This window comes from Acuticoccus mangrovi (genome assembly GCF_016411865.1).
Lineage (GTDB): Bacteria > Pseudomonadota > Alphaproteobacteria > Rhizobiales > Amorphaceae > Acuticoccus > Acuticoccus mangrovi.
Window position 1 is genome coordinate 142,985 of record NZ_JAEKJA010000007.1, and the last position, 24,266, is coordinate 167,250.

A 24,266-nucleotide genomic window follows, 5' to 3' on the forward strand; every position below is an offset into this window, starting at 1 on the left:
GGCGACGGGTCTGCGTCAATGAGAAGCCCCGCGAACGCTCCGTGGCGGGGATATTCGAGAGAACGCGCGAGGCGTGACGGCGGTCACGTGTGGCGGCGCCGCGGCGGGCCATCTCCAGGGTGTCGGAAAGACGAACACACGAACCCAACGGAGAGACGACCATGACGATCAAGACGACCATCATCGCCCTGACCACCGCCATCGCGATCGCCGGTGGGGCGCTCGCGCCGACGGGGGCCTCTGCGAGCCCCTTCACCAACCTGGCGTCGACCTCGATCACCACCGATGCGGCCGGCGTGGAGACCGTCGGCGGCCGGGGCGGGCACCGCCACCGCTTTCATCACGGTCACCGTGGCCATCGCGGCCATCACGGCCATCGCCATGGCGGCTACTACGGCCACGGCGCGGGAGCGGCGGGAGCGGCGGCGATCATCGGGCTCGGCGCCTTCGCGATCGGCGCGGCGCTCGCGAACCAGCAGCGCTGCTACACCGAGCGCACCCGCGTCTGGAGCCGGCGCTACGGCGCCTACGTCGTCCGCCAGGAGCGCGTCTGCCGCTGACCCGAAAGACGCTCGACGCGCGACGCCGAAGAAGGCCGGACCCCAAGCGGTGTCCGGCCTTCCGGCGTGGGGGCGAGGGATGCCGTTTGCCCTCGGCGGGCATCTGACGGACTGTCCTGCAAAGCGTCTCGTGAGGTCTCGCAACGGCACCGAGGGTCGGCGACCGCACGGTGCGACCGTCCCTTTCGTCAAGAACGGCTTTGATCCGATGAGTAAATCAATGCAAGTGCGCGTCGATCTTCAGCGTAAAATCATCGTCATGACGCTGTCGCGAGCCGATTTTCAGGGGCTCGAAAGCATCGTGCAGTGGCTCATCGGGCATTTCTACGAGCCGTGGATCGACGATACGATGCTCGCCGTCAGTCGCGACGATTTGCGCGCCGTCAATGCCCTCATGCGGGAGGTCGACCGACGACACGACACGGTGACCCTCAACCTGACCTATCGGCAGGAGAGCACTCTCGGGTTCGCCCTCCACTATGCACGGAACGAGCTCTACGACGATCCGCGGGTTCGCGAATCGGTGCGGATCAGCATCGAGGCGGTCGCGGAGGACCTCATGTCGCGCATCCAACGGGTACACGACGAGATCAGGCGTCACGAGGCCTCCCGCTAGACCTCGGCGACACGTCTTCCCAAGACGGTGACCGTGTCGTGAACACCGCCGGCCTCGCGCCGGAGGCTGGCGGCCTCGCTAGCGCGCGGCGCTCGGCAGGCGGTGGTACGCTCGGCCGAAATAGACGAGGCTTTCCCCCTCGGCCGGGCCGGGAACGATCGCCTCCACGCGCCCGAAGATCACGTCGTGGGTGCCCACCCGGACGACGCGTTCGATCCTGCAATCGAGCGCCACCAGAGCGTCGGCAAGGACCGGCGCCCCGGTCGCCGCGACGCCGTGGGGATGGGCGTCGAACCGCTTCGCCCCGGTGAGGCCGGTCTGGCCGGCGAAGCGGACCGACAGCGCCTCCTGATCGCCCCGCAGCGTGTTCACGCACAGGACCCCGTTCTCGATCAGCGCCCGGTTCTGCGCGCTCGAGGCGTTCATGCAGACGAGGACGGTCGGCGGATCGTCCGTCACGCTGCAGACCGCCGACGCCGTGAAGCCGACGCGCCCCGCGGGACCGTCGGAGGTGATCACGCTGACGGCGGCGGCGAGGCGGGACATGGCGGCGCGGAAATCGGCGCGTTCGACCGCGCCGTCCGGCGCTTCGGCACCGGTTGCGAGGGCGGCCGTTTCTTCGAGACCCATCATCGAATGACCTCAGATTAGGCTTGCGTGCTTTCTAGGCATGTGTACTGTATACATTGGTGATCAATCAAACGAGTAGCGGCTTCGGCTGCACAAAGGAAGACCGTTCTCATGGGGCTGATGACGCGTCAGAACTATCTCGACAGCCTGGACGACGGGCGGAAGGTGCTCGTCGACGGCAAGACGGTTGGTGACGTTCGCAGCCATCCCGCCCTCGCGCCGATGGTGGAAACGGTCGCCCGCATCTACGACCTGCACAACGATCCCGCGCGGGCCGACGTGATGACGTTCGAGCGCCGCGACGGCGTCGTCGGCTCGCGCTTCTACAAGGCGCCGGAGAGCCGCGAGGACCTGGCGCTGCGGCGCCGGATGACGACGTGCATCCTCCGGGAAATCTGCCCGACCATGGACCGCTTCGGCGACGAGACGGTCACCGCGCTCTTCACCCTCGTGGATCGGAGCGATCTGCTCGACCGGTTCGACACGCGCTACGCGCGCAACGCGGCGCGCTGGCTCGACGAGCTGCAGCGCGAGAACCTCTTCATGACGAGCGGCAACACGGATCCGAAGGGCGACCGCTCCCGGCAGCCGTTCGAGCAGGATGACCTCGATCTCAACACCCGCGTCGTCGAGGAGCGCTCCGACGGCATCGTCCTGCGCGGGGCGAAGTTCGAGACCGGCGCGCCCTACGCGCACGTCGCCTTCATCAAGCCGACGATCGGGAACTGGTCGCCCCAGAACGCCGACTTCGCGATCGCCTGCATCGTGCAGCTCAACGCGCCGGGCGTCAGGATGATGTGCCGCGTGCCGCAATATCACGGCGGTGCCGCCAACGCGAACGCGTTCGACTATCCGCTGACGAGTGGCTTCGACGAGGTCGATACGCTCATCATCTTCGACGACGTCTTCATCCCGTGGGAGGACGTCATGTTCGCGCGTCAGCCGGAGCTCGCGGCGCTGATCCGCGGCGAGCTCGGCCGCTGGGCGGCGCAGGGATACCTCACCCGGTGCCTCGCCAAGGCCGACCTCCTCGTCGGCGCCGCCCTCCTCGTCTCGGAGCACTCCGGCACGATCAAGATCCCGCCGGTGCGCTCCAAGATCAGCCAGCTGATGATGCACCACAAGGCGATCGAGGCCTTCCTCCTCGCCGCCGAGGCCGACTGCGAGGCGACGCCGTCGGGTCTCACGATGCCGAACCAGGCGATCCAGAACGCGGGCCGCATCTACTGCTCGCAGACCTATGGCACGATGGTGCAGATCCTGCGCGAGATCATCGGCGGCCAGCCGGTGATGCTGCCGGGCGAGGAGATGCTGAACTCGCCCGAAACGCGCGACGACGTGATGAAGTACTTCGCCGGCGCCGGCTACGACGCCCCGACCCGGCTCCGCGCGATGCACCTTGCCCGGGAGCTGACCGCGTCGGCCTACGCCGGGCGCACCCAGGCCTATCAGCTGTTCGCCGAAACCCCGATCTTCGCCCAAGAGAGCGCTCTCTTCGCAACCTACGACCGCGAGTCCTCGATGGCGCTCGCGCGCCGCATGGCCGGTCTGGAACGACCCGCCGAGCCCGCGTCCGAACCGGGGCCGGAGCCGGTCCAGGCGGAGCCGGAGGTCGAGGTGCAGCATGGCTAGGCGCAGCCTCGGCGCGGCCTCCGGCGGTCCCATCACCGCGGCCGAATACGCCTTCCAGAGCCTTCACGATGCGATCCTGTCGGGCGATCTCGTCGCCGGCGAGCGGCTCACCGAGGTCGCGGTCGGCGAGATGCTGAACATCAGCCGGACCCCGGTGCGCGACGCCTTCGGCCGGCTGCAGCAGGCCGGCCTCATCGAGGCCTCGCCCTCCAACGGCTGGACCGTCGTCGACGTCAAGCGCGACGTGACCGACGTGCATCTCCTGCGCGAGGCGATCGAGGGAATGGCCGCTCGCCTCGCCGCGGTGCGGGGAAGCGAGGCCGAGCATGGCGAGATCATGCGCCTCGCGCGGCAGAGCCAGGCAACGGACCTCGCCGACGTCACCGCGCGTGCGGTGCTGAACCGGGCCTTCCATGCCGCGATCGTCGCGGCGGCCCACTCGCCGCGCGTCGCGCGGCTTTCGGCGGACTACGAGAGCATCCTCGTCAGCCCGCATGTGCTGAAGCGCTACCGCACCGAAGAGTCGGTGCACACCCTCGACGACCACCTGCGGATCGCCGAGCTGATCGCGGCGCGCAAGGCCGACGCGGCCGAAGAGGCGATGCGCGCCCACCTGCGCTTCGCCTTCGATCGGCTGATGGCGCTCGTCCCCCCGTCGGCGGCGGACGAGGACGCCGACGGCATGGAGCCGGACGGCGAGGGGGACGGCGCGCCATGAGCCGCAACCCCGTCCCGCCGGCCGCGACCTACACCGATCCCGGGTCGAGCGCCCAGCGGTGGACGGTCGAGGCGACGCCATCCCATTCGGCGAGCAGCGCATCGAGCACCGCGATCGGGTTCTCGGCGGCGTCGACCCGCAGATCGCACCAGGGGAAGGGCTCCGCGCCCGCGACCCGGATCGCTGCCGAGCGCAACGGCTTCAGTTCGCCCCCGGCCGCGTCGCCGGCCTTCAGCGCCGCGAGGAGGCGGTGCTCCAGCGCGCCGTCCGCCCGCTCGAAGGCCGCGACCATCGCCGCCGGCACTTCGGTGTTGGCGAGGATATTGCCGACCGCGGCGCAGTCGACGCCGCGGGCCTCCGCGTGGATGCCGCTGCATTTGGCGCCATGGAAGGTCACGATGGCGCCGTCCGCGGTGATCGCGGCCACCTGCCGCCACTCGGGGAAGACGGTGTCCGCCATCACCGCGTCGAGCGCCGCTTGCGGTGTGGCGCCGCCGGCGAGCGCCGCGATGAGGCGTGGGCCGATCGAGGGATCGGTGCGGTTCTGCGTCGCGACCGCCGCGACTTTCCCGTCGACCGCCGCGCTGCGCCCCCCGACGGCGACGCTCGACGTGGTGACCGCCATGCCGAGGTGCCCGCGGGTCGTGCAGCGCGCGACAAGTGAAAACGTCATCTTCAACTCCAAGTGTGGCTGATGTCCCTATAGAGGATAAACAGATGCTAGTAAAAGATGCATCTCCCGATGAACTCGTCATCGAGACGGAAAAAGACGCTCGAATCAATCTGACAGCTGTTTATCGTCTTCTGGCGTACTATGGCCTGGATGATACGATTTTTACCCATGCATCGGCGCGTGTGCCGGGTGAGAACGCGTTTCTCTTGAACCCGTTCGGCTATCTCTTCGACGAAATCACGCCCGATAGTCTCGTGAAGATCGAGTACGACAAGCACATCAATCCGGACGGGACGACCAAGGCGAATGCCGCAGGCTATGTGATCCACGCCGCCGTCCTGCAGGGCCTGCCCGATGTCGAATGCGTCATCCACACGCATACGACCGCCGGCGTCGCCGTTTCGAGCCTCGAGGACGGCATCCTGCCGATCAACCAGTTCGCCATCGAATTCCATGACCGGATCGGCATTCACGAGTACGAGGGCATCGCCTTCAACACCGACGAAGGCCCGCGGCTGCAGCGCGATCTTGAGGGCAAGGTCGGCCTGATCCTGCGCAATCACGGCCTTCTGACGGTGGGCGCCTCGATCCCCGCCGCCTTCTACCTCACCTACTATCTGGAGCAGGCTTGCCGCGTGCAGATGGCCGCCCTCGCGAGCGGCCGCCAGATCCGCTGGCCGGCGCCCGAGGTCATCGAGGCGGCCCCGGGGCAGTTCACCTCGAGCCGCGAGCCCCGCAAGGCCGGCGTCCGCATGTGGCCGGCGATGCTGCGCAAGCTCGACAGCATCGATCCGAACTGGCGCAAGGGCTGACGGGTCGACGATGGCCACCCTCTCCCTTCCGTTCGAGGACGCCCTCGAGGCCGCCTGGGCCCACGCGCGCGCCGTGCTGCAAGAGCTCGTCGACACCCCGTCGGGGTCCTACGACGTCGCCGGAGTCAACGCGACGGGCGACATCCTGGCGCGCGAGTGGGGACGGCTCGGCTTCACCGAGCGCCGCGATCCCGTCGACGGCTTCGGCGACATCCGCCTGATGACCCGCCGCCTCGGTGGCAAGGGTCGCGTCATGATCCTCGGTCACCTCGACACGGTGTGGCCGCGTGAGGACGTGGGCGGCTGGCGCTACGCCGAGACCGTCGACGAGGCGACGGCGCCCGGCGGTGAGACCGTCGCAACCGGCCCCGGCGTCGGCGACATGAAGGGCGGCCTCGTGATGGCGCTCCTCGCCGTCGAAGCGCTGCTTGCGGACGGTTTCGACGATGTCGGCGAGATCGCCGTCCTTCTCGTTCCGGACGAGGAGCTCGGCTCGCCCGGCTCGCGCGCCCGGATCGAGGCGGAGGCCAAGGCGTCCGACTGCGTCCTCGTCCTGGAACCCGCCCGACCGGATGGCGGCATCGTCACCTCCCGCGGCGCCGTGGGGGCGATGATCGTGCGCGCCGCGGGCCGCACGGCGCACATCGCGGTGAATCCGGAGGAGGGGCGCAGCGCGCTCGCCCCGCTCGCCGAGATCGTCGGCATCGTCGAGGCGATGACCGATCTCGGCCGTGGCCGCCTCGCCACCGTCGGCGTCCTCAAGGCCGGGTCCGCGCGCCAGGTCGTGCCGGACCGGGCCGAGATGCACATCGACCTGCGCGCGCCCGACCAGGACGGCGCGGAGACGATGGCCGAGACCGTCCGCACCGCCGCGGCCGCGGCCGCCGCGAAGCGCCCCGGCGTCGAGATCACCGTGTCCGGCGGCGTGACGCGCCCGGCCTTCCCCGCCGCCGTCAGCGCTCCCCTCGTCGCCCCGTATCTCGAGATCGCGGCGGCAGCCGGCGTCGACGTCAATCGTCACGCCACCCGCGGCGGCTCGGACGGCTCCTTCGGCGCCGCGCTCGGTGTGCCGACGCTCGATGGGCTCGGTCCGATCTGCTTCGACACCTGCTCACGTCGCGAGCGCATCATCCTGTCCTCGATCAAGCAGCGCGCGTCTTTCTTCGCCGCTCTGATCCAGCGCCTTTCGGGCGACCTCGCCCGCGCACCGTCCCAAGCCTCTTCGAAAGCCCCCTCCCACGCCAACTAGAGACGAAAGCTGCGTACATGATGACCCGCTTCCTGACCGGCGCCACTCGGCGCGCTGTGCTCGGCGCGCTTGCCGCCCTTCCTCTCGTCGCCTCCGCCCTGCCGGCCTCGGCCGACACGGACGAGATCTACGTCCAGATCTGGGGCACCACCTGGCAAAGCGCGCTGCAGGACATCGCGGAGCGCTTCGAGGACGCGACCGGCATCGCCGTGGTCCCCGTCACGCAGGCCTCCTCCTCTGAGGGCCTGGTGCGCCTGCAGAGCGCGGGCGAGGATCCCGAGATCGACGTGTGGTTCACCACCTCGAGCCTCGCCGCACGCGCGACGCAGAACGACGATCTCTTCCTCGACCTGCCCGAGAGCGTGACCGAGCTCGCCCCCGACCTCGTCGCCGGCGCGATCGCGCCGCGCTACGCGGCCGCCTACTTCTACCCGATGTCGGTGATCTACCGCACCGACATGGTCGACGCGCCGATCACGACGTGGAAGGACCTGTGGGACGCGCGCTTTGCGAACTCCCTCGCGGTGCCCGACGTCACCACCTACGCCGGCCGCTCGCTGCTCATCTCCGCGATCGCCAACGGCGGCTCGATCGACGACATCGACCCCGGCTTCGAGGGTCTGAAGGCGCTCTCGCCGAACGTCGTCATGTTCTACTCCTCCGACGCGACCGCGCGCCAGGCGCTCGCTCAGGGCGAAGTCTCGACCCTCGTCGCAACGCCCGCCCAGGCCAAGCGCATGCGCGACCAGGGCATCGAGGTGGAGGTCGCGACGCCCGCGCCGACGCCGATGCTGTTCGACGTGATGACCCTCGTCGACACGCCCCGCGCGGACGCGGCCGCGAAGTTCATCGCCTACGTCCTGTCGCCGGAGTCCCAGAAGCTGATCTCGGAGCGGCTCAACCAGTTCCCCGTTCGCAAGGACACGCCGGTTGCCGAGGCGCTTCAGTCGATCAAGCCGGATCCGGAGAACACCATCTCCTTCGACGAGGCCAAGGTGAACGCCAACATCGGCGAGTGGAACGAGCGCTTCCAGCGCGAGGTCGCGCAGTAGGGCGCGTCCGACGAGGCGAGAGCCGCTCCCACCCTGTCGGTGGCGATAGGGTGGGAGGGCGCTTCGCTTTCAGCGAGTGAGGGCCTCTCGTCCGCGCTCTTCGGAGGGCGGGAGGCTCTCGGCCAACGACACGAGGCGATCGGATGAGCGACGGCGTCCACCTGCAGGATATCGGCAAGGACTACGACACGGTGACGGCCGTGGATCAGGTGGCGCTGGACCTTCCGAAGGGCACGCTCCTGACGCTCCTCGGTCCGTCCGGCTGCGGCAAGACGACGGTGCTGCGCATGATCGCCGGCTTCGTCGACCCCTCCCGCGGCAAGATCGTGCTCGACGGCACGGACGTGACCCGCGTGCCGCCGGAAAAGCGGGGCACCGCCATGGTGTTCCAGAACTATGCGCTCTTTCCGCACATGACGGTGTTCGACAATGTCGCCTTCGGCCTGCGCCTGCGCCGGCAGAAGCGTGCCGCGATCGCCAACAAGGTGAAGGCGGCGCTCGACCTCGTGCACCTCGCCGATTTCGCCAAGCGCTATCCCGCCGAGCTGTCGGGCGGGCAGCAGCAACGCGCCGCGCTCGCCCGCTGTCTCGTCATCGAGCCGAGGGTGCTGCTTCTCGACGAGCCGTTCGGCGCACTCGACCGGCACCTGCGCGAGAGCATGCAGACGGAGCTGCGCAAGCTGCAGCAGCAGCTCGCCATCACCACCGTCCTCGTCACGCACGACCAACAGGAGGCCCTCGCCCTCTCCGATTATGTCGCCGTGATGAACCGCGGCCGCGTGGAGCAGTTCGGTCCGCCGCGCGAGGTCTACGACCGCCCGCGCTCGCGCTTCGTCGCCGACTTCATGGGCGTGTCCAACGTGCTTGCGGGCCGGGTCCGGGTGCACGGGGAGGGCCGCATCTTCGAGGCGACGGGCTACGGCGCCTTCCGCCTGTCCGAGAACGGCACCGAGGGCGAGGGCGACGCGCTCCTCGCGCTGCGTCCCGACGCGCTGCGCCTCGATCCGGAAGGCCTGCCGGGCGTCGTCCACTTCTCGGCGCTGACCGGCGCCCACTATGTCTGCGAGGTGCGCCTCGACGCCGGCGGTGAGCTGACCCTCAACCTGCCCCGGTCCGACCCCCGCTCGGCGCCGGGCTCGCGGATCAACGTATCGGCCGATCCCGCCGAAGCGGTGATCCTGCCGGCATGAGGATCTCCCAGCTTCTCCTCGGCTTCCCGGCGGCGCTGATCCTCTCGGTGCTGTTCGGGGCCTACGCCGTGTTCTTCGCGGTCGGCCTCTTGACGGCGGTGCCCAACACCGCCGACGTCGCCGGGCCCGTGACGCTCGACAACTACGCCCGCTTCCTGTTCGAGCCGAGCTATCTCGCGATCCTGTGGCGCACGCTGTGGCTCTCCACGCTGCTCGCGGTGCTGACGGCCGTCCTCGGCTACCCCGTCGCCTATTTCATCGCCCGGACGCCGTCGTCCTTCCTGCGCCGCTTCATGCTCGGTGCGTTGGTGGTGACGATGCTCGCCGGCTCGGTGAGCCGCGCCTACAGCTGGCTCGTCATCCTCGGCAATCGCGGGCTCATCAACTCGTTCCTGTTGTGGACCGGCCTCACCGACAAGACCGTGCCGCTCGTCTACAACGAGCTCGGCGTCTCCATCGCGCTCGTCCATTTCCTGCTGCCGTTCTTCGTGCTGACCGTCTTCGGCGCCATCAAGAACTTGCCGACGAGCCTCGAGGAGTCGGCTCGCAACCTCGGTGCGGGACGGGCGAGGGTCATGGCGAAGATCGTCATTCCGCTGACCTTTCCGGCCATCGCCGGCGGTCTCGCGATTGTCTTCTCGCTGGCGATGTCGGCGTTCGTGTTCCCGCTGGTGTTGGGCGGGGGGCGCGTGCGACTCCTCTCGAACTTCATCTATGATCAGGTGTTCGTCGCGTTCGATCGGCCGTTCGCGGCGGCGGTATCGCTGATCTTCCTCGTGGTCGCGCTCACCGCGCTCATGCTGTTGACGCTGCTCCAGAACCATACACGGCGCTTGGCTGCCGGCGGCTTCGGGGGCAAGGGCGCATGATCTCGCGCATCCTGTGGCGAACCTATCTCGCCGCGTTCTTCGTCTTCCTGCTCGGGCCGGTGGCGTTCATCGCGCTCTATTCGCTGAACGACGCGGTCTATTTCCAGCTGCCGCCTCCCGGGCTCTCCTTGCGCTGGTACGGCGAGTTCTTCGACAGCCGCATCTTCACGCGCGCCCTGAAGAACACGCTGCTCCTGTCGACGACGGTGACGGTGATCTGCCTTCTCTTCGCCGTTCCGACGGCTCACCTCGTGGTGCGCGGGCACTTCCGCGGGCGCGAGCTCCTCAACAATCTCATCCTTTCGCCGCTCATCATGCCGGGGGTGGTGACGGGCATCGCCTTTCTCTCCGCCTTCGGCGTGCTCGACATCCGCGACGGTTTCTTCCGTCTCACCGTCGCGATGACGATCTTCTGCCTGCCGTTCGCCGTCCGCGCGATCAGCGCGAGCTATCACGGGCTCAATCGGCAGGCCGAGGAGGCGGCCCGCAACCTCGGCGCGACGCGGCTCCAGACCTGGTGCAAGGTCCTGCTGCCGCAGCTGCGGCCCGGCCTGATGGCGGGAGGCGTCTTCATCTTCGTGGAGACGGTCGACAACTTCTCGATCAACGTCTTCCTGGCCGACCGCGCGTCGAAGACGCTGCCGATCGCCGCGTACGAGCACATCCGCGACTTCGACGATCCGACGGTCGCGGCGATGGCGACGTTGCTGTCGATCGTCACCATCGCTTTGGTGGCGCTGATGGACCGCCTCGTCGGCCTCGACCGCTTCATCGGCCAGAAGTGAGCCGCCCACCCCTCCGTCGACCCCGCAGACACCGGTCATACCGGGGAGCAGGAGCGGCCCGGCATCCGTGAGGTGTCGGTGCGCCGTCCGTAAAGGGCGGTGAGGCTATGGAATTCACGCCCAATTCACGCTGTTGAAACGCCCGTCAAACGGCGCGGTGACGTGGTTTTGCTATAACAAGCTCCGTCGAGATCGCGCTCGATCTCTCGCTGATGTCGATGCGAGGATATGCTCAAGCATTATGCGAGAGAAATACTTTATATATTCTTACTTCATGACGGTTGTCACAGAAATTTAGAGGATGGGGGAGGGGATGCGATGACGAACATCACGTTGATGCCGGTGCCGTCGGGCGCTGTTCGGGCCGAGATGGCGCGGCGGGTCCGGCACGAGGCGGCCGATGTCGCCCGCGCCCGGGCCCATCCGCCGCTGCATCGCAGCGACGGGGCGGCCCAGACCTTCTCGCCGCCGCTCTACAGCTTCACCAAGGGCCTCGCGCACGATGCGTGGGGCGGCCTCATCGAGGCGAAGGATCTTCAGGGCCTCATCAGCGAGATCAACCAGGACAAGCCCGGCAGCGCGCCCGGCGAGACGCCACTGCCGGGAACCTACAGCTCCGGCCTGCCGGCGCCCTTCGCCGTCAACAAATATGGCGGCACCTTCAAGCTCAAGGTGAAGGGGACCGGCGCGCGCAACTGGGAAAGCCCGCTCGCCGGACATGCGCTCGAAATCAACGGCCCCGATCCCGATCAGCTCACCATGCCGCCCGCGCCGGCCCTCGGCTCGGCCGAGCTCATCGCCGAGATCGCGGAAGTCTACGCGATGGCGCTCCTGCGCGACGTGCCGTTCACCGAGTGGGACGGCAGCCCCGTCGTCGACGACGTCCTCGCCATGCTCAACGCGCTCGACTTCTTCAAGAGCGACGCCGGCCTCGACACCCACGCCAAGGCGCGCCGCGCCGCCCGCTTCGCCGCGGGCGAGCCGCAGACGCTCACCGCCGCCAACCTCTTCCGCGGCTCCACGCGCGGGGCGAAGTCTGGCCCGTACATCTCCCAGTTCATGCTGATCGGAAACAAGGAAGAGCCGCACCCCAACGCACCCGGCCACGAGCGCGTCGCCGCGCCGCAGAAGCCGGACGATGCGCTGACCCGTGCCCGCGCCTTCGTGCCCTCCTTCATGGACGGCGGTGAGGAAGGGCTCGCGGCCACGCCGAAGGGGCATGAGAAGGGCGCCATCCGCTACGGCGTGCAGGCGATCCCGCAGCTCCTGCGGCCGCACCAGCGGGGCGTCGATCACATGGTCGACTGGGCTTCCTGGCACGACGTGCAGAACGGGGCGAACCGCAAGGGCTTCGACTATTTCGAGTCGGCCTCGCGCTTCATCTCGACGCCGCGGGACATCGCCACCTACGTCCACTTCGACGCGCTCTATCAGGCCTATCTCAACGCCTGCCTCCTCCTCCTCGGCGAACAGGCGGCGAGCGACGTGGGGCTGCCCGAAGGTCCCTTCCTCGCCGCCGGCCAGGGGCACGACACGCGCGACGGCTTCGCCCTCTTCGGCGGGCCGCACATCCTCACCCTCGTCACCGAGGTGGCGACGCGGGCGCTGAAGGCGGTGCGTCGCCAGAAGTTCGGCATCCACCTGCGCGGCCGGCCGGAGACGCTCGCCGGCGCGATCACCCTCGCCTGGAACGCGGCGCAGGACGGCGACCTCGCCGCGAAGCTCGGCAACACCAAGGGTCCGCTCGATGCGATGACCGATGCGCTCGTCGGCTGCGGCCTCCTCGGCAAGATCGCCGATCACAACGCCGAAAAGCTCGCCTGGTGGCAGGACGAGGAGCCCGACGTGTCGCTCGGCTGGATCGAGGAGAGCCGCAACGCCCTCCTGCCGATGGCCTTCCCCGAAGGCTCGCCGATGCACCCCTCCTACGGGGCCGGCCACGCCACCGTGGCGGGCGCATGCGTGACGGTGCTCAAGGCGTTCTTCGAGATGTTCGCCGTCACCGAAGGATCCGCGTTCGTGGGGGGCGCCGTGAAGCGCGGCAAGCTCGACCTGAAGCGCATCATGCGCGAGGCGAAAAGCGGGCCGCCGGCGGGTCTCTTCGGGGCCGAGCGCAGCTTCGCCGACCTCGGCATTCCGGCGATCTACGCGCCCGACTGGGTGGGGTCGGAGGGGCAGTCCCTCAGCCCGACGGGGGTCGATCCCGCGACGATCACGATCCAGGGCGAGCTCGACAAGCTCGCGGCCAACATCTCCATCGGCCGGGATTTCGCCGGGGTCCACTACTACACCGACTACTACGAGTCGCTGCGCCTCGGCGAGCGCATCGCGGTGGGGCTCCTGCAGGAGCAGATGCTCACCTATCGCGAGCCCCTGTCGATGCGCCTCACGGGCTTCGACGGCGATCAGATCATGATCGTCGGCACCGGTGGCAGCCGCCATCAGGATGGGCCCGACGCCATCGTCTACGTGTGGCCGGCCGCCGGCGGCGGCGCCACTCCCGAAAGCTTCAAGGAATGGTGGCAGCGCGCCCAAAGCTAGGGCCGCGCCACGGGTCATGGTGGCGGGGCGGCCGACGCCTCGCCGAAACTCTGGAGGATACGACATGTCCGTGCAGTTCATTGGCGACACCCGCGCTCAACCCCGAGCCATGCCGATCGTGCCCCTCCTCGTGGCGGCTGGCATGCTCGGCTTCGTGCTCGTCTCCTTCCTGCCGGATGTGACGGGGTCGGGCGAGACGACGCTCGGCGAGGTGATCCTCGCGGTGGTGCTCCTCGCCGCGGCGAGCAGCAGCGTGGTGGTGGCCGTCGCGGGTCGGTGGGCCGGTCAGCGGCGGAGCGACATGACCCGCCACCTCGTCGACGAGCGGCCGCTCGGGCGCGGCCAGGACAGTCTTCTCCTCCTGCAGGGCGGTCGGAGCGAGGCCGGCGGCAACGGCGACGGCGACGGCGGGGCCGACTGCACCACTCTCGACGAGCGGGCGGACGAGGACGGCGGCGTCGCCGACACGCCGGTGCTCCCGGGGACGGGCGCGCAGCCCGTGGTGACCGACTATCCGGTATTCCTCGCCGCCCGCTTCGGCAGGGCCTGCGACACCCGGTCCCGCGAGCATCTCGGCATGGGGCCGCAGCCGGACTTCGGCGAGGATCCCTTCCGCGAGATCGAGGAGGCGCTGGCCGACGAAGACGACTTCGCCGAGCACGTCCTGTCGCTCGAGATTCCGCCGGTGACCTTCGAGGGCGTCTGCCAGGCGCTGAGCACGGTGGGCTACCGCCGTCACGGGCTGCAGGCGCTGGACCTCGCCTCGCCCTCCGGGACGCTGGCGCCGTCGGGGCGGGTCCGGCTCGCCGTCACGCTGGAACCGCCGGCCGCGGGCGGCTCGCCGATCACGCTCAGCGCCACGCCGAGCACGGCGGACGGCGGCACGGAGCACCTGCGCGTGTCCTGCCGCGACCGCCGCTCCGACCGCATGAACATCTACGTGCTCGGCCGCGACGGCTGGCGCAAGCTGGGCCAGCCCTACGCGGTGCGCTGAAACCCTCTCTCCCCGCCCGTCCCTCGGGAAACTCCACCGGGCGCCTCGGCGCCCGGTCTTTTTTCGTCAGCGCACCCGGAGCGGCACGGTGAAGGTGAGGCTCGAGCGGGTGATCTCGGCGGGGAAGGACGGATAGCGTGCCGACCGCACCGAGGAGAGGGCGGCCGAATCGATCGCCCCGCTTCCCGAGCCCGACACGATGCGCGCGCCCGTGACGTTGCCGCTGCGCGAGATGGTCACCGATACGTTGGTGGTGCCGGAGCCGCCCAGGCGGCGGCTCGCGCGGCCGAAGGAGCGGGCGATGCGCCCTCGCACGGCGTTGGCGTACCGGGCCTCGGCCCGGGCCGAGGCGGCGGCGGCTTGGCGGCGCGCCTGGGCGCGGGCCGCGGCGGCGGCACGCTCGGCGGCCTGACGCTCGCGGGAGCGGGCTTCGGCGGCCGGATCACGCTGCCGGGTGGCGGCCTGGCGCTGGGGCGCCTCGCGGCGCGGCTCCGCCGTGCGGGTGGGCGCCGGAGGCTCGGGCTCGGGCCGCTCCGGCGCCGGCGTCGCCTCCCGTATCGCCCGCGGCACGGGGTTGGGGGCGGGCGCCGGCATCGTCTCCAGCGCGGCCACGTAGTCGGGATCGATCGGCGGGGCCGGGCCGTCGGGCGCGGGGCGGGCCGTCGGGAAGGGGATCCAGTCGTCGTCCGGGCGTGCGACGGCGGTCACCGAGGCGACGTCGGGATTTTCGGCGGTCTCCGGCTCCGGCGGTGCGGCGGCGGCGACGTCGGGGCTCGGCTCGGCCGTCTCGGCCACCTCGCTCGGGACCTCGGCGACCTGCGTCTCCACCGGGTCGGGCGTCACCGCGGTGGGGGCGGCGACGGCGGGTGGCGCCGCCTCGGCGGGCGGCGCTTCGGCAACGTCGACGGTCGGCGTCGGCGGCGTGGCCTCCACCGTCGGCACCGCCTCCGCGGCAGGCTCCGCCTCGCTCACGGGCTCCGCTTCGGCGACCTCGGCGACGTCCTGCGGTGCGGTGTCCTCCACCGGCGCGGCATCGGCGGTCTCGACCGGGTCGACGGCCTCTTCGATGGGGGCGGCCTCCTCCACCGGGGCGGCCTCGGCGACCTCTGCCGCATCGACCTCCGGCGCGTCGTCGATCGTCTCGGGCACGTCGTCGACGGCCTCCGGCAGGGTGGCGGTCGTCTCGGCCGTCTCGGTGGGCTCGATCTCCGGCGCCTCCTCGGCCATCGCCTCGGGAGTCACCTCGGCGATCTCGGCCTCTTCGGCCTCGCTCGCGGTCTCGGCCGCCTCGGCCTCCTGCGAGCCTTCCACCAGATCGTCCGACTGGGTGGTGGTCGGCACCACGAACACCGGCGGCGGCGGGTCGGACGGGGTCTTCTCGATCGGCTCGCGGAACACCACGGCGAAGACACCGAGGTGGATCAGCACCGAGGCGAGCAGGGCGACGAAGAGGACACGGCCCGGAAGCGGTGTCATCTGCGGGCCTCGCCGGCGGCGGGACGGCGCACGATCAGGCGGAACGGCCGATCCGGCGTGCCGTGCAGGCGGGGTAGCAGCGCCAACAGGGTCGCCGCCTCGAGGTTGCGGTCCGGAACGATCACCACCGTGTCGCCGGGGTCGGGCAGCGCGGCGATGGTGGCGAGCGCCTCCTCCGGGGCGACGATCTCGCCGGCGACGCGCATCGTCCCGTCGGCGGCGATGTAGATCGCCTGGGGCGCGAGCGGGGTCGCGTCGAAGCGCTCGGCGGTGGCGAGCTCCACGTTGGGATCGCGCGGCGCCGACAGGGTGCCCGCCACGAGAAAGAAGACGAGCAGCAGGAACACCACGTTGATCAGCGCGATGGTGCTCTCCGGCGCGGCGCGGCGGGACTTCGGCGCGGCGAGGGGGCGACGGCGGCTCATGGGGAGACCGGGGCCCCGGAAAGGGCCATCGGCAGCGGCCCGCCGCGCACCAGCTCCATGACCCCCACGAGGTCCTCCACCGAGGCGCCGGGCGCCGCGCGCACCAGGATGCGTCGGGCGCCGGCCTCGGCGAGGGCCGCGATCTCGTCCATCAGCGTGTCGCGCGTCACCGGGGTGGCGTTCAGGGCGAGCGCACCCTCGGCGCTCACCACCAGCGTCGCCGGCACGCCGCCCGTGGCGGGTGCCGCGCCGGACGTCGCAGTCGCGACGTCCACCGCGGCGAAGCGCAGGAAGGTTGACGACAGCATGAAGAAGAGCAGCAGCAGGAAGATCACGTCGATGAGCGGCGTGAGGGTCAGCCGGCGGCGACGCCGGTTCGGGCTGGCGAGGGCCATGGCGCTCAGGGGACAGCCGTCGCGGTGGCGGCCGCACGGGGGGTGGCGGGATGGCCGGGCACCGCCGTCTCCGGCACCAGCTCCACGAGTTCGGGCGCGGCGAAGATGTCGGTGAGGAGGGCGTCGAGCGCCACCCGCTCGTTTTCGAGGCGCCCGTCGAACCAACTCGCGAGCACCGAGGCGGGCATCGCGACGGCAAGGCCCACCGCGGTCGTCAAGAGCGCCACCCAGATGCCGCCGGCGAGGATCGACGGATCGACCGCCGCACCGGCCCCTTCGAGCGCCTGGAACGCCTCGATCATGCCGAGCACGGTGCCGAACAGGCCGAGGAGGGGGGCGACCTGCGCGATGGTGTCGAGAAGGCCGGTCAGGCGGCCGAGGGCGTGGAGGCGGGTGGCGGCAAAGCTCTCCACCTGCTCGCGCGCCAGCTCGGCGTCGTTGTCGGCGACGAGATCCATCGCCCGGGCGACCGTCTCCGAGGCGAGCGAGTCGTCGGACGCCGTCTGGAAGGCGGCCGCGGTGTTCCCCTCGCGCCATTGGCGCACGGCGAGCGTCGCGCGGCGATGCCGCCCGACGCCGGCATGGTGGAGCTGGTAGATCTTGGCGAGGGTGACCGCCACCACGATGACCGACAGCACGAGCAGGATCGCGACGACCGGTCCGCCGCGGTCTATGAGCGCCAGCGCGCCTTCCAGGGAGAGGGTCCCGGCGGTATCAGCTGCAGTGTCCATGAGATGGTCCGATCAGAGGCCGAACGGGATCTTGGCGTCGTCCCCCACCTCGATGGCCTTCAGGCAGTCGAGCGGGGTGAGGGAGGGTCCGTCGCAGGTGGCGACGTCGTTCACGAGGATGCGGCCGATATCCGGGCAGGGGGTGCCGTCGAGATCGAACTGGCGGATGCGGGTCTTGTCCTTGATGAGCACGCCGAAGTTGAGCCGCATCAGCCGCTCGATGGGCCCGTCGGCCTTGAACACGGCCACCTCGAGGCTGAGCTCGTCGATGGCCGACGGCAGGCCGTTGCGCACCAGGAAGGTGACGCGGCAGCCGTCGGCGTGCGGGGCGAGGTTGTTCAATTCGAGGTGAAGGGTCGGGGCCGCGGCGTCCGGTGCCGCAGCGGTGGTGTCGCCGAGGGCCGGCGCGGCCATTGCGGCAGTCAGCATCGCCCCCGCGGCGAATGCCGTACCCAGTCGAAAACCCATCGTCCTCCTCCAAGTCGCGATCCAAGGCCCTAGCCAGGCCCGTCTGATATCGACAAAGTGGACTATCCCAGTTCACTTAGTCCGACAAGGCAACGCAATGCGGTTTGGGGTCCGACGACATGCCGCAGGGGAGACAGCCCGATGTGCAAACGGCGATCACGACGAATTTTTGATCTAGAAAAGAAATAAAAGATGCTAGACATCGTCAGATGCGGCTGACTGAGCAAACCCGATACGCCCTGCGCGTTCTCGCCCACTGCGCGACGCACCATCCTGATCTGGTGCGCGTCGGTGCCATCGCGCAGACGACGGAGCTGAGCGAGTACACCATCTTCAAGTTGTTGAAGACGGCGACGAAGGCCGATCTGATCACCTCCTATCGCGGACGCAATGGAGGCATCCGGTTGGCCGCGGATCCCGATCGCATCACGATCGGCACCGTGGTGCGGGCGTTCGAGCCCCGTTTCCGCGACTGTCAGCCGGCCGAGCTGATCGCGAGCCAGCGCATCTACGACGGCACGGTCGACCGCAACCTCAACCTCGCGCTCGGCCAGGGGTTGAAGGCCTTCCTCAGCGCCCTCGACCGGATGACGCTGCTCGACCTCATCACCGACGATCACGTCGGCCCGCTGACCGCTCAGGCGCGCGCGCTCGGGCTCGGTCCCCGACCAGTCACCGAGTAAGATCAAGTACAGAATTAGACAAATTATAGTTTAGCTTCATTCTAACCCAGAACCACGTCCCGATTAAACGACTCTAGATTGGTATTTTTCCCTCCGAAGGGGGCTCAGGAATAAGTTGACTTGCCGAGTTAGATAGGCCGATAGGCGCCGGAACGGGGTCGGGAGAACCGTTTCGGTGGCAGGATCGTTGGGCGAACTCTTGGGGCGACGCGCGGCCTACGCGGTCGTGCTGCTGGCCGCGCTGTCGGTCGCGGGCTTCGCCATCCTCGTGCTCCTGCCCGGCGACGTCGCCGAGGTCATCCTGACGGCCGAGATGGACGGCGAGCGCCCGTCCGCCGAGGCCGTCGCCACCTTCCGCGCCACCCACGGCTTCGACGACCCGCTCCCGATCCAATATGTCCGCTGGCTCGGCGGCGTCCTCACCGGCGACCTCGGCACCTCCTTCGCCACCGGCGATCCGGTGTCGGTCGAGCTCGCTCTGCGCCTCTCGGCGACCTTCACGCTCGTCGGCACCGCCTTCGTGATGATGCTCCTCATCGCGCTGCCGCTCGGCGTCGCCGCGGCGGTGTGGCGGGGCACGCTCGTCGACCGGATCCTGATGGGCGTCTCGGTGGTCGGCATGTCGGTGCCGAATTTCTGGCAGTCGCTGCTCTTCGTGCTGTTCTTCTCGCTGATGCTCGGCTGGCTGCCGTCCTCCGGCTTCGGCAGCCCCGCCCACGTCGTGCTGCCCGCCCTCGTGATCGCGACGTCGTCGGCCGGTCTCGTCGCCCGCTTCGTGCGCTCCAGCCTGATCGTGGCGATGGGCGAGCCGCACGTGCGCACCGCCTTCGCCAAGGGGCTCGGCCGGCGCGAGGTGCTCCTTCACCACGTGGCGCCGGGGGCGATGGCGCCGATCCTCACCGTGCTCGGCCTCCAGGCCGCGCGGATGTTCGACGGGGCCATCGTGGTGGAGACGGTGTTCGCCTGGCCCGGCCTCGGCCGCCTGCTGGTGGACGCGGTGATGGGCCGCGACTATCCCGTCCTCCAGGGCGCGCTTCTCCTCATCGGCACCGCCACCATCCTCATCAACCTCCTCGTCGACGTCGCGATCAGCGCCATCGACCCGAGGATCGGCGATGCGGTCTGACGCGAGCCTGCGCCTCGTCCGGCGCGTCCGGGTGCCGGTGCGCCGGCCGCGTCCCTCGGCGGGGCTGGTGCTCCTCCTCGCCATGGCCCTTCTCGTGGTGGTCGCGCCGGCGCTCGCCCCCTACGACCCCTCCGCCACGCGCTTTCTCGACCGCCTGGAGGGGCCGAGCCTCGCTCACCCCCTCGGTACCGACCCGCTCGGCCGCGACACGCTCTCCCGCCTCCTCACCGGCTTCGGCCACACCCCCGTGGCGGCGGCGGCCGTCGTTGCCCTGTCGCTCCTGATCGGCGCGGCGGTGGGGCTCGTCTCCGGGCTCGCGGGCGGCGCCGTCGACCGCGTGCTGATGCGCCTTTGCGAAGGCGTGCTCACGGTCCCGGCGCTCGCCGTCGCCCTCATCGTCGCGGGCGTCCTCGGGGTGAGCCTCACCGCGGTGGTGATCGGCCTCTCGGCGGTGCATTGGGCCGAATATGCCCGCGTTATCCGCAACATGACGCTCGCCGAGCGCGCCCGCACCCACGTGACGGCGGCCGTCGCCCTCGGTGCCCATCCGGTGCGCATCGCGTTGCGCCACGTGGCGCCGGCGCTGTTCGGGCCGGTCCTCGCCCTCGCCGCCTTCTCCTTCGCCTGGGCGGTGCTGTCGTTCGCCGGCCTCTCCTTCCTCGGCCTCGGCAGCCCGCCCGGCTCGCCCGAGTGGGGCGCGATGATCGCCGAGGCCCGCACCCACATGCGCTCCCATCCCCTACTGGTGGTGGCGCCCGGGCTCGCCATCGCGGGCCTCGTCCTCGCCGCGAACCTTGCCGGCGACCTCCTGTCCGACGGCCTCGGCCGCGCCCCCGACCATTTCCGCATGCCGTGAAAGGAAATCCTATGATCCGCTCCCGCGCGCTCGCCGCGCTCCTCCTCGCCACCATCGCCGCGCCGCTGCCGGCGAAGGCCGCCGACGATACGCTCGTGGTCGGCACCATGTGGGAGAGCCTGCCCCTCAACATGGGCGCCCGCCGCAGCCGCTTCTTCAACGAGAGCGAGATCCTCGATACGCTGATCAAGCTCGACTACGACATGAACCTCGTGCCCGGGCTCGCGACGGCGTGGGAGCGCACCTCGCCCACCACCTGGCGCTTCACCCTGCGCGACGGCGTGACCTTCCACGACGGCACGCCGTTTAACGCCGCGGCGGCGAAGCTCTCGCTGGAGCGGGTCATCGCGCTGCTGCCCTATGCGGCCGATCTCCTCAACATCGAGACGATCACCGCCGAGGACCCGGAGACGCTCGTCATCGAGACGTCTGAGCCGTTCGCGGCGCTGCCGAACCAGCTCACCGACGCGATCACCGGCATCTACGCCGCCTCCTCGTTCGACGCGGACGGCAAGTTCGTGAAGCCCGTCGGCACCGGTCCCTTCGAGTTCACCGAGTACGCCAAGCAGCAGCAGACCGTCACCGAGCGCTTCGACGACTATTGGGGCGAGGCGCCGGCGCTCGAGAAGGTGGTCTACCGCTTCATCCCGGACCACAACGCCCGCACCATCGCGCTCGAGACGGGTGAGATCGATCTCGCCATCAACCCGCTGCCCGCCGACGTGAAGCGGCTCGAGGCGAACGACGACACCACCGTCTACGCCGAGCCGTCCGCGGGCCTCTACTACGGCTCCTTCAACGTCGCCGAGGATCGGCCGACGGGCGACGTGCGGGTGCGCCAGGCGATCAACATGATGATCGACCGCGGCCTCGTGGTCGACGCGGCGCTCGAAGGGGTCGGGCTGCCGGCGACGCACTTCTTCTCGCCCTCCTTCGGCCTGGTGCCGGAAACCGCCCCGTCCTACGACTATGATCCGGATGCGGCGGCCGCTCTCCTCGAGGAGGCCGGCTACGCGAAGGTCGACGGCGTCTGGCAGAAGGACGGTGCGCCGCTCACCCTGCGCGTGCTGTCCTACCCGACGCGCACCGAGATGCCCCTCATCACCGACGCGATGACCGCGCTCCTCGCCGAGCAGGGCGTGATGAGCGACGTCGGTATGTTCACCTTCGAGGGCATGATGGAGTTCGTGAAGGCCGGCGACTACGACATCGCCGTGGTGTTCTGGACGCCGGAGATGACCGGCCATCCGGATCTTCACCTGAAGTCGCAGTTCCACTCCGCCGCGGGCCTCAACGACACCAACTGGGCGAGCCCGGTGTTCGACGCCGCCGTCGACAAGGGCCGCACCCTCGACCCCGGCCCCGAGCGCGACGCGACCTATCTCGAGGCCCTCACCGCGCTGCACGACGACGCCGTGGTGATCCCGCTGGTGCACAAGGTCTACACCGCGGCGGCGCGGTCAGAGGTGAAGGGCTTCCGCGTCCATCCGTCGGGCTTCTTCTACGACCTGAAGTCCGTGTCCAAGCAGGCGGACTGATGGTCGCGCGCTGCCTCTTCCTGAAGCCCATCAAGGGTGCCGGCGGGGATCTCCCCGCCGTCACCGAGCGCTATCGCGACGCCGTGGAGATCGACCACTACGCCCTCCACGAGACGGATCTGTCGCCGTTCCGCGCGATCCTCCTGCCGGCCCATCTCGATCAGCGCTATTTCGGCTCGATCACCGGCGTCGTCGAAGCCTTCCTCGACCGCGGCGGCCGGCTCGTCTTCAACGGGCACGTCGCCTGGCCGATGCTGACGGAGTTCGCCCCCTTCGAGCCGCTGTCCTCCTTCCGTCTCGACGATCTGGCGATCCACCGGCTCGCCGACCACCCGGTGTTCGAGGGCGTCGCGGCGGAGCACCTCACGTTCCGCCGCGGCGTTGCGGGATTCTACGCGCGCGGCCACAATCCGATGCCGGTGGGGGCGGTGGCGCTCAACGGCGTCGGCAAGGATCGGGTGCCGTGCGACTGGGTCTATGCGCGTCCCGGCGGCGGCGAGATCCTGATGCACGCCGGCAACGATCTCTGGATGTACATCGACTCCGACGACACCACGGGGCGGATCGTGCCCCAGCTCATCGCCTGGGCGGAAAGGGACATGCCATGAGACGGCTGACGGCACTCGACGCGGGCACCTACTACCACCACCGCACCCTCTACGGCCTCCGCTTCCGCGACGCGTTCGACCGCATTCTCTATGTCCGCGACCTGCCGCGCGCCGACCTGTCGGACACCGACGTGCTGTTCGTGACCTGTCGCACCGATCCCTCGGTGCTGGTGCCCAACCGTGCGGTGTTCGACGCCTTCCTCGCCCGTGGCGGTACGGTGGTGGCGATGGGCTCCACCGGCGCCCACGCCTGGCTCCCAAGCGTGCGCTGGACCGACACCGCGACGAACTTCTGGTGGTGGAAGGAGGGCGGGAGCCTCGACCTTCACGCCGTCGCGCCCGACCATCCCTTCTTCGGTCACGTGCCGCTGCAGGATGCGATCTGGCACCATCACGGCTTCTACGACGTGCCGGAGGGGGCGACCTCGCTGATCGACGTCGGCGACTACGGCTCGGTGCTCTATGTCGACGCGGTGTCTTCGCCCGGCACCATGATCGTCACCGCACTCGATCCCTGCTACCACCACGGCAGCTACTTCATGCCGGCGACCACCCGTTTTCTCGACGGCTTTCTGCCGTGGCTGAAGGCCGGGCAGCTGGTGGCCGAGCCCGCCCCCGCCTGATATGCGTCACGCGGCACCCGACGCCGGGCGCCTGCGAGCCGGGAGGAGACGCACGATGGACCCTGTCGACCACACGCTGCGCGCCGGCGCCGATGCCTGCCACTGGGGCTACCTGGAGGCGCGCCGGGCGCCCGTCCTCACCGTCGAGCCGGGCGAGGTGGTCGCGATCGAGACCGTCTCCGGCGGCCCCGAGATGATCCCCGAAGGCGACTTCGTGGTGCCGCCGGCCCTCGCCGACATCCACGCCCGCTGCGAGCGGATGCTGCCGGGTCACATCCTCACCGGCCCCGTGGCCGTCGCGGGCGCCGAGCCGGGCGATCTCCTCGAGGTGAAGATCCTCGACATCCGCCTCTCCACCGACTGGGGCTACTGCTTCTTCCGTCCGCTCGGCGGCACGCTGCCCGACCGCTTTCCCGAAGGGCGCAGCGTGACGATCGCTATCGACCGCGACGCGGGGCTCGTGCTGCCGCCGTGGGGCACGAAGATCCCGGTGTCGCCCTTCTTCGGCGTGATGGGCGTCGCGCCGCCGCCGGCCTGGGGACGCTGCACCTCGATCATCCCCCGCGCCTTCGGTGGCAATCTCGACAACAAGGAGCTGCTGCCGGGCACGTCGCTGTTCCTGCCCGTCTTCGTGGCGGGGGCGCACTTCTCCTGCGGCGACGGTCATGCGGTGCAGGGCGACGGCGAGGTGTGCGGCACCGCGGTGGAGACGGCGCTCGACGGCGTGTTCTCCTTCGCCGTCCACAAGGGCGCCGCGACGGCGCGCCCCTTCGCGCTCACGCCGACCCACCTCATCACCATGGCGACGGATCCCGACCTCGACCGCTGCGCCGAGCGCGCCCTGTCGGACATGATCGACCAGGTGGCCGACCGCACCGACCTCACCCCGGCGGACGCCTATCAGCTCGCGAGCCTCGCCGCGGATCTGCGCATCACCCAGACGGTGAACCAGCACAAGGGCGCCCACTGCGTCCTGTCGCGCTCACTGATCGGCATCTGAGCCGACAAGCGGCTCG

The 24,266-nt window shown here is 69.8% G+C and carries 26 protein-coding genes; 19 read left to right on the forward strand and 7 right to left on the reverse strand.

The window, feature by feature from the left end; translation table 11 throughout:
* Nucleotides 1-161: 161 nt before the first annotated feature.
* Both JCR33_RS09860 and JCR33_RS09865 read left to right on the forward strand, forming a co-directional pair.
* The gene (locus tag JCR33_RS09860) at nucleotides 162-560 is read left to right on the forward strand and encodes a hypothetical protein (RefSeq protein ID WP_198881884.1); all 399 of its coding nucleotides are present in this window, start codon (nucleotides 162-164) and stop codon (nucleotides 558-560) included.
* A 220-nt stretch (nucleotides 561-780) separates the two neighbouring features.
* Complete coding sequence (locus JCR33_RS09865; RefSeq protein WP_211110196.1) at nucleotides 781-1,176, forward strand: hypothetical protein; 396 nt, start codon at nucleotides 781-783, stop codon at nucleotides 1,174-1,176.
* 78 nt (nucleotides 1,177-1,254) lie between these two features.
* Here the strand turns inward: JCR33_RS09865 and JCR33_RS09870 are convergent, their stop codons facing one another.
* Nucleotides 1,255-1,809 carry a flavin reductase gene (locus tag JCR33_RS09870; RefSeq protein WP_232372480.1) on the reverse strand — a complete coding sequence of 185 codons (555 nt, stop codon included), beginning with the start codon at nucleotides 1,807-1,809 and terminating at the stop codon, nucleotides 1,255-1,257.
* Nucleotides 1,810-1,917: 108 nt separating this feature from the next.
* On the opposite strand from JCR33_RS09870, the gene JCR33_RS09875 reads away from it, so the two are divergent.
* Both JCR33_RS09875 and JCR33_RS09880 read left to right on the forward strand, forming a co-directional pair.
* Nucleotides 1,918-3,438, forward strand: coding sequence for a 4-hydroxyphenylacetate 3-hydroxylase family protein (locus tag JCR33_RS09875; protein WP_198881886.1), 1,521 nt, complete (start codon nucleotides 1,918-1,920; stop codon nucleotides 3,436-3,438).
* On the forward strand, nucleotides 3,431-4,156 hold the full coding sequence (locus JCR33_RS09880) for a GntR family transcriptional regulator (RefSeq protein ID WP_198881887.1): 726 nt from the start codon (nucleotides 3,431-3,433) through the stop codon (nucleotides 4,154-4,156). The genes JCR33_RS09875 and JCR33_RS09880 overlap by 8 nt, the downstream gene beginning before the upstream one ends.
* 28 nt (nucleotides 4,157-4,184) lie before the next feature.
* On the opposite strand, the gene JCR33_RS09885 is transcribed toward JCR33_RS09880, so the two are convergent.
* Complete coding sequence (locus JCR33_RS09885; protein WP_198881888.1) at nucleotides 4,185-4,829, reverse strand: DUF1028 domain-containing protein; 645 nt, start codon at nucleotides 4,827-4,829, stop codon at nucleotides 4,185-4,187.
* A 14-nt stretch (nucleotides 4,830-4,843) separates the two neighbouring features.
* On the opposite strand from JCR33_RS09885, the gene JCR33_RS09890 reads away from it, so the two are divergent.
* The 8 genes from JCR33_RS09890 to JCR33_RS09925 all read left to right on the forward strand — a co-directional run bounded on the left by JCR33_RS09890 (nucleotide 4,844) and on the right by JCR33_RS09925 (nucleotide 14,321).
* Nucleotides 4,844-5,641, forward strand: coding sequence for a class II aldolase/adducin family protein (locus JCR33_RS09890; RefSeq protein WP_198881889.1), 798 nt, complete (start codon nucleotides 4,844-4,846; stop codon nucleotides 5,639-5,641).
* Between the two features lie 10 nt (nucleotides 5,642-5,651).
* Entirely contained in the window at nucleotides 5,652-6,890 is a 1,239-nt protein-coding gene (locus JCR33_RS09895; protein ID WP_198881890.1) for a M20/M25/M40 family metallo-hydrolase, read from the forward strand.
* Between the two features lie 17 nt (nucleotides 6,891-6,907).
* Nucleotides 6,908-7,942, forward strand: coding sequence for an ABC transporter substrate-binding protein (locus JCR33_RS09900; protein ID WP_198881891.1), 1,035 nt, complete (start codon nucleotides 6,908-6,910; stop codon nucleotides 7,940-7,942).
* Nucleotides 7,943-8,085: 143 nt separating this feature from the next.
* On the forward strand, nucleotides 8,086-9,132 hold the full coding sequence (locus JCR33_RS09905; RefSeq protein WP_198881892.1) for an ABC transporter ATP-binding protein: 1,047 nt from the start codon (nucleotides 8,086-8,088) through the stop codon (nucleotides 9,130-9,132).
* The gene (locus JCR33_RS09910) at nucleotides 9,129-10,001 is read left to right on the forward strand and encodes an ABC transporter permease (RefSeq protein WP_198881893.1); all 873 of its coding nucleotides are present in this window, start codon (nucleotides 9,129-9,131) and stop codon (nucleotides 9,999-10,001) included. The genes JCR33_RS09905 and JCR33_RS09910 overlap by 4 nt, the downstream gene beginning before the upstream one ends.
* Entirely contained in the window at nucleotides 9,998-10,786 is a 789-nt protein-coding gene (locus JCR33_RS09915; RefSeq protein WP_198881894.1) for an ABC transporter permease, read from the forward strand. The genes JCR33_RS09910 and JCR33_RS09915 overlap by 4 nt, the downstream gene beginning before the upstream one ends.
* A gap of 318 nt (nucleotides 10,787-11,104) precedes the next feature.
* A complete protein-coding gene (locus JCR33_RS09920; protein ID WP_198881895.1) occupies nucleotides 11,105-13,327 on the forward strand; it encodes a phosphatase PAP2 family protein in 2,223 nt (740 codons plus the stop codon).
* Nucleotides 13,328-13,436: 109 nt separating this feature from the next.
* Nucleotides 13,437-14,321 (forward strand): hypothetical protein, encoded by an 885-nt coding sequence (locus JCR33_RS09925; RefSeq protein ID WP_198881896.1) that lies wholly within the window; start codon nucleotides 13,437-13,439, stop codon nucleotides 14,319-14,321.
* 66 nt (nucleotides 14,322-14,387) lie between these two features.
* Here JCR33_RS09925 and JCR33_RS09930 read toward each other — a convergent pair whose 3' ends face one another.
* Genes JCR33_RS09930 through JCR33_RS09950 form a run of 5 tightly spaced genes read right to left on the reverse strand, consistent with a single transcriptional unit; the run spans nucleotide 14,388 to nucleotide 17,816 of the window.
* Nucleotides 14,388-15,797, reverse strand: coding sequence for an energy transducer TonB (locus JCR33_RS09930; RefSeq protein WP_198881897.1), 1,410 nt, complete (start codon nucleotides 15,795-15,797; stop codon nucleotides 14,388-14,390).
* The gene (locus tag JCR33_RS09935) at nucleotides 15,794-16,222 is read right to left on the reverse strand and encodes a biopolymer transporter ExbD (protein ID WP_198881898.1); all 429 of its coding nucleotides are present in this window, start codon (nucleotides 16,220-16,222) and stop codon (nucleotides 15,794-15,796) included. The genes JCR33_RS09930 and JCR33_RS09935 overlap by 4 nt, the downstream gene beginning before the upstream one ends.
* Nucleotides 16,219-16,617: an ExbD/TolR family protein gene (locus tag JCR33_RS09940; RefSeq protein WP_198881899.1), complete on the reverse strand. Its 399-nt coding sequence runs from the start codon at nucleotides 16,615-16,617 to the stop codon at nucleotides 16,219-16,221. Before JCR33_RS09940 ends, JCR33_RS09935 begins: the two co-directional genes overlap by 4 nt.
* Nucleotides 16,618-16,622: 5 nt before the next feature.
* Entirely contained in the window at nucleotides 16,623-17,348 is a 726-nt protein-coding gene (locus JCR33_RS09945) for a MotA/TolQ/ExbB proton channel family protein (protein ID WP_198881900.1), read from the reverse strand.
* Between the two features lie 12 nt (nucleotides 17,349-17,360).
* Nucleotides 17,361-17,816 carry a hypothetical protein gene (locus JCR33_RS09950; protein WP_198881901.1) on the reverse strand — a complete coding sequence of 152 codons (456 nt, stop codon included), beginning with the start codon at nucleotides 17,814-17,816 and terminating at the stop codon, nucleotides 17,361-17,363.
* A 209-nt stretch (nucleotides 17,817-18,025) separates the two neighbouring features.
* On the opposite strand from JCR33_RS09950, the gene JCR33_RS09955 reads away from it, so the two are divergent.
* The 7 genes from JCR33_RS09955 to JCR33_RS09985 all read left to right on the forward strand — a co-directional run bounded on the left by JCR33_RS09955 (nucleotide 18,026) and on the right by JCR33_RS09985 (nucleotide 24,250).
* On the forward strand, nucleotides 18,026-18,499 hold the full coding sequence (locus JCR33_RS09955) for an RrF2 family transcriptional regulator (RefSeq protein WP_198881902.1): 474 nt from the start codon (nucleotides 18,026-18,028) through the stop codon (nucleotides 18,497-18,499).
* Between the two features lie 175 nt (nucleotides 18,500-18,674).
* Nucleotides 18,675-19,625, forward strand: coding sequence for an ABC transporter permease (locus JCR33_RS09960; RefSeq protein WP_332461158.1), 951 nt, complete (start codon nucleotides 18,675-18,677; stop codon nucleotides 19,623-19,625).
* A complete protein-coding gene (locus tag JCR33_RS09965; protein WP_198881903.1) occupies nucleotides 19,615-20,481 on the forward strand; it encodes an ABC transporter permease in 867 nt (288 codons plus the stop codon). The genes JCR33_RS09960 and JCR33_RS09965 overlap by 11 nt, the downstream gene beginning before the upstream one ends.
* Before the next feature lie 11 nt (nucleotides 20,482-20,492).
* Nucleotides 20,493-22,019 (forward strand): ABC transporter substrate-binding protein, encoded by a 1,527-nt coding sequence (locus JCR33_RS09970; protein WP_198881904.1) that lies wholly within the window; start codon nucleotides 20,493-20,495, stop codon nucleotides 22,017-22,019.
* Entirely contained in the window at nucleotides 22,019-22,627 is a 609-nt protein-coding gene (locus JCR33_RS09975) for a hypothetical protein (protein ID WP_198881905.1), read from the forward strand. Before JCR33_RS09970 ends, JCR33_RS09975 begins: the two co-directional genes overlap by 1 nt.
* The gene (locus tag JCR33_RS09980; RefSeq protein ID WP_198881906.1) at nucleotides 22,624-23,250 is read left to right on the forward strand and encodes a hypothetical protein; all 627 of its coding nucleotides are present in this window, start codon (nucleotides 22,624-22,626) and stop codon (nucleotides 23,248-23,250) included. The genes JCR33_RS09975 and JCR33_RS09980 overlap by 4 nt, the downstream gene beginning before the upstream one ends.
* Before the next feature lie 55 nt (nucleotides 23,251-23,305).
* A complete protein-coding gene (locus tag JCR33_RS09985; protein WP_198881907.1) occupies nucleotides 23,306-24,250 on the forward strand; it encodes an acetamidase/formamidase family protein in 945 nt (314 codons plus the stop codon).
* Nucleotides 24,251-24,266: the final 16 nt, after the last annotated feature.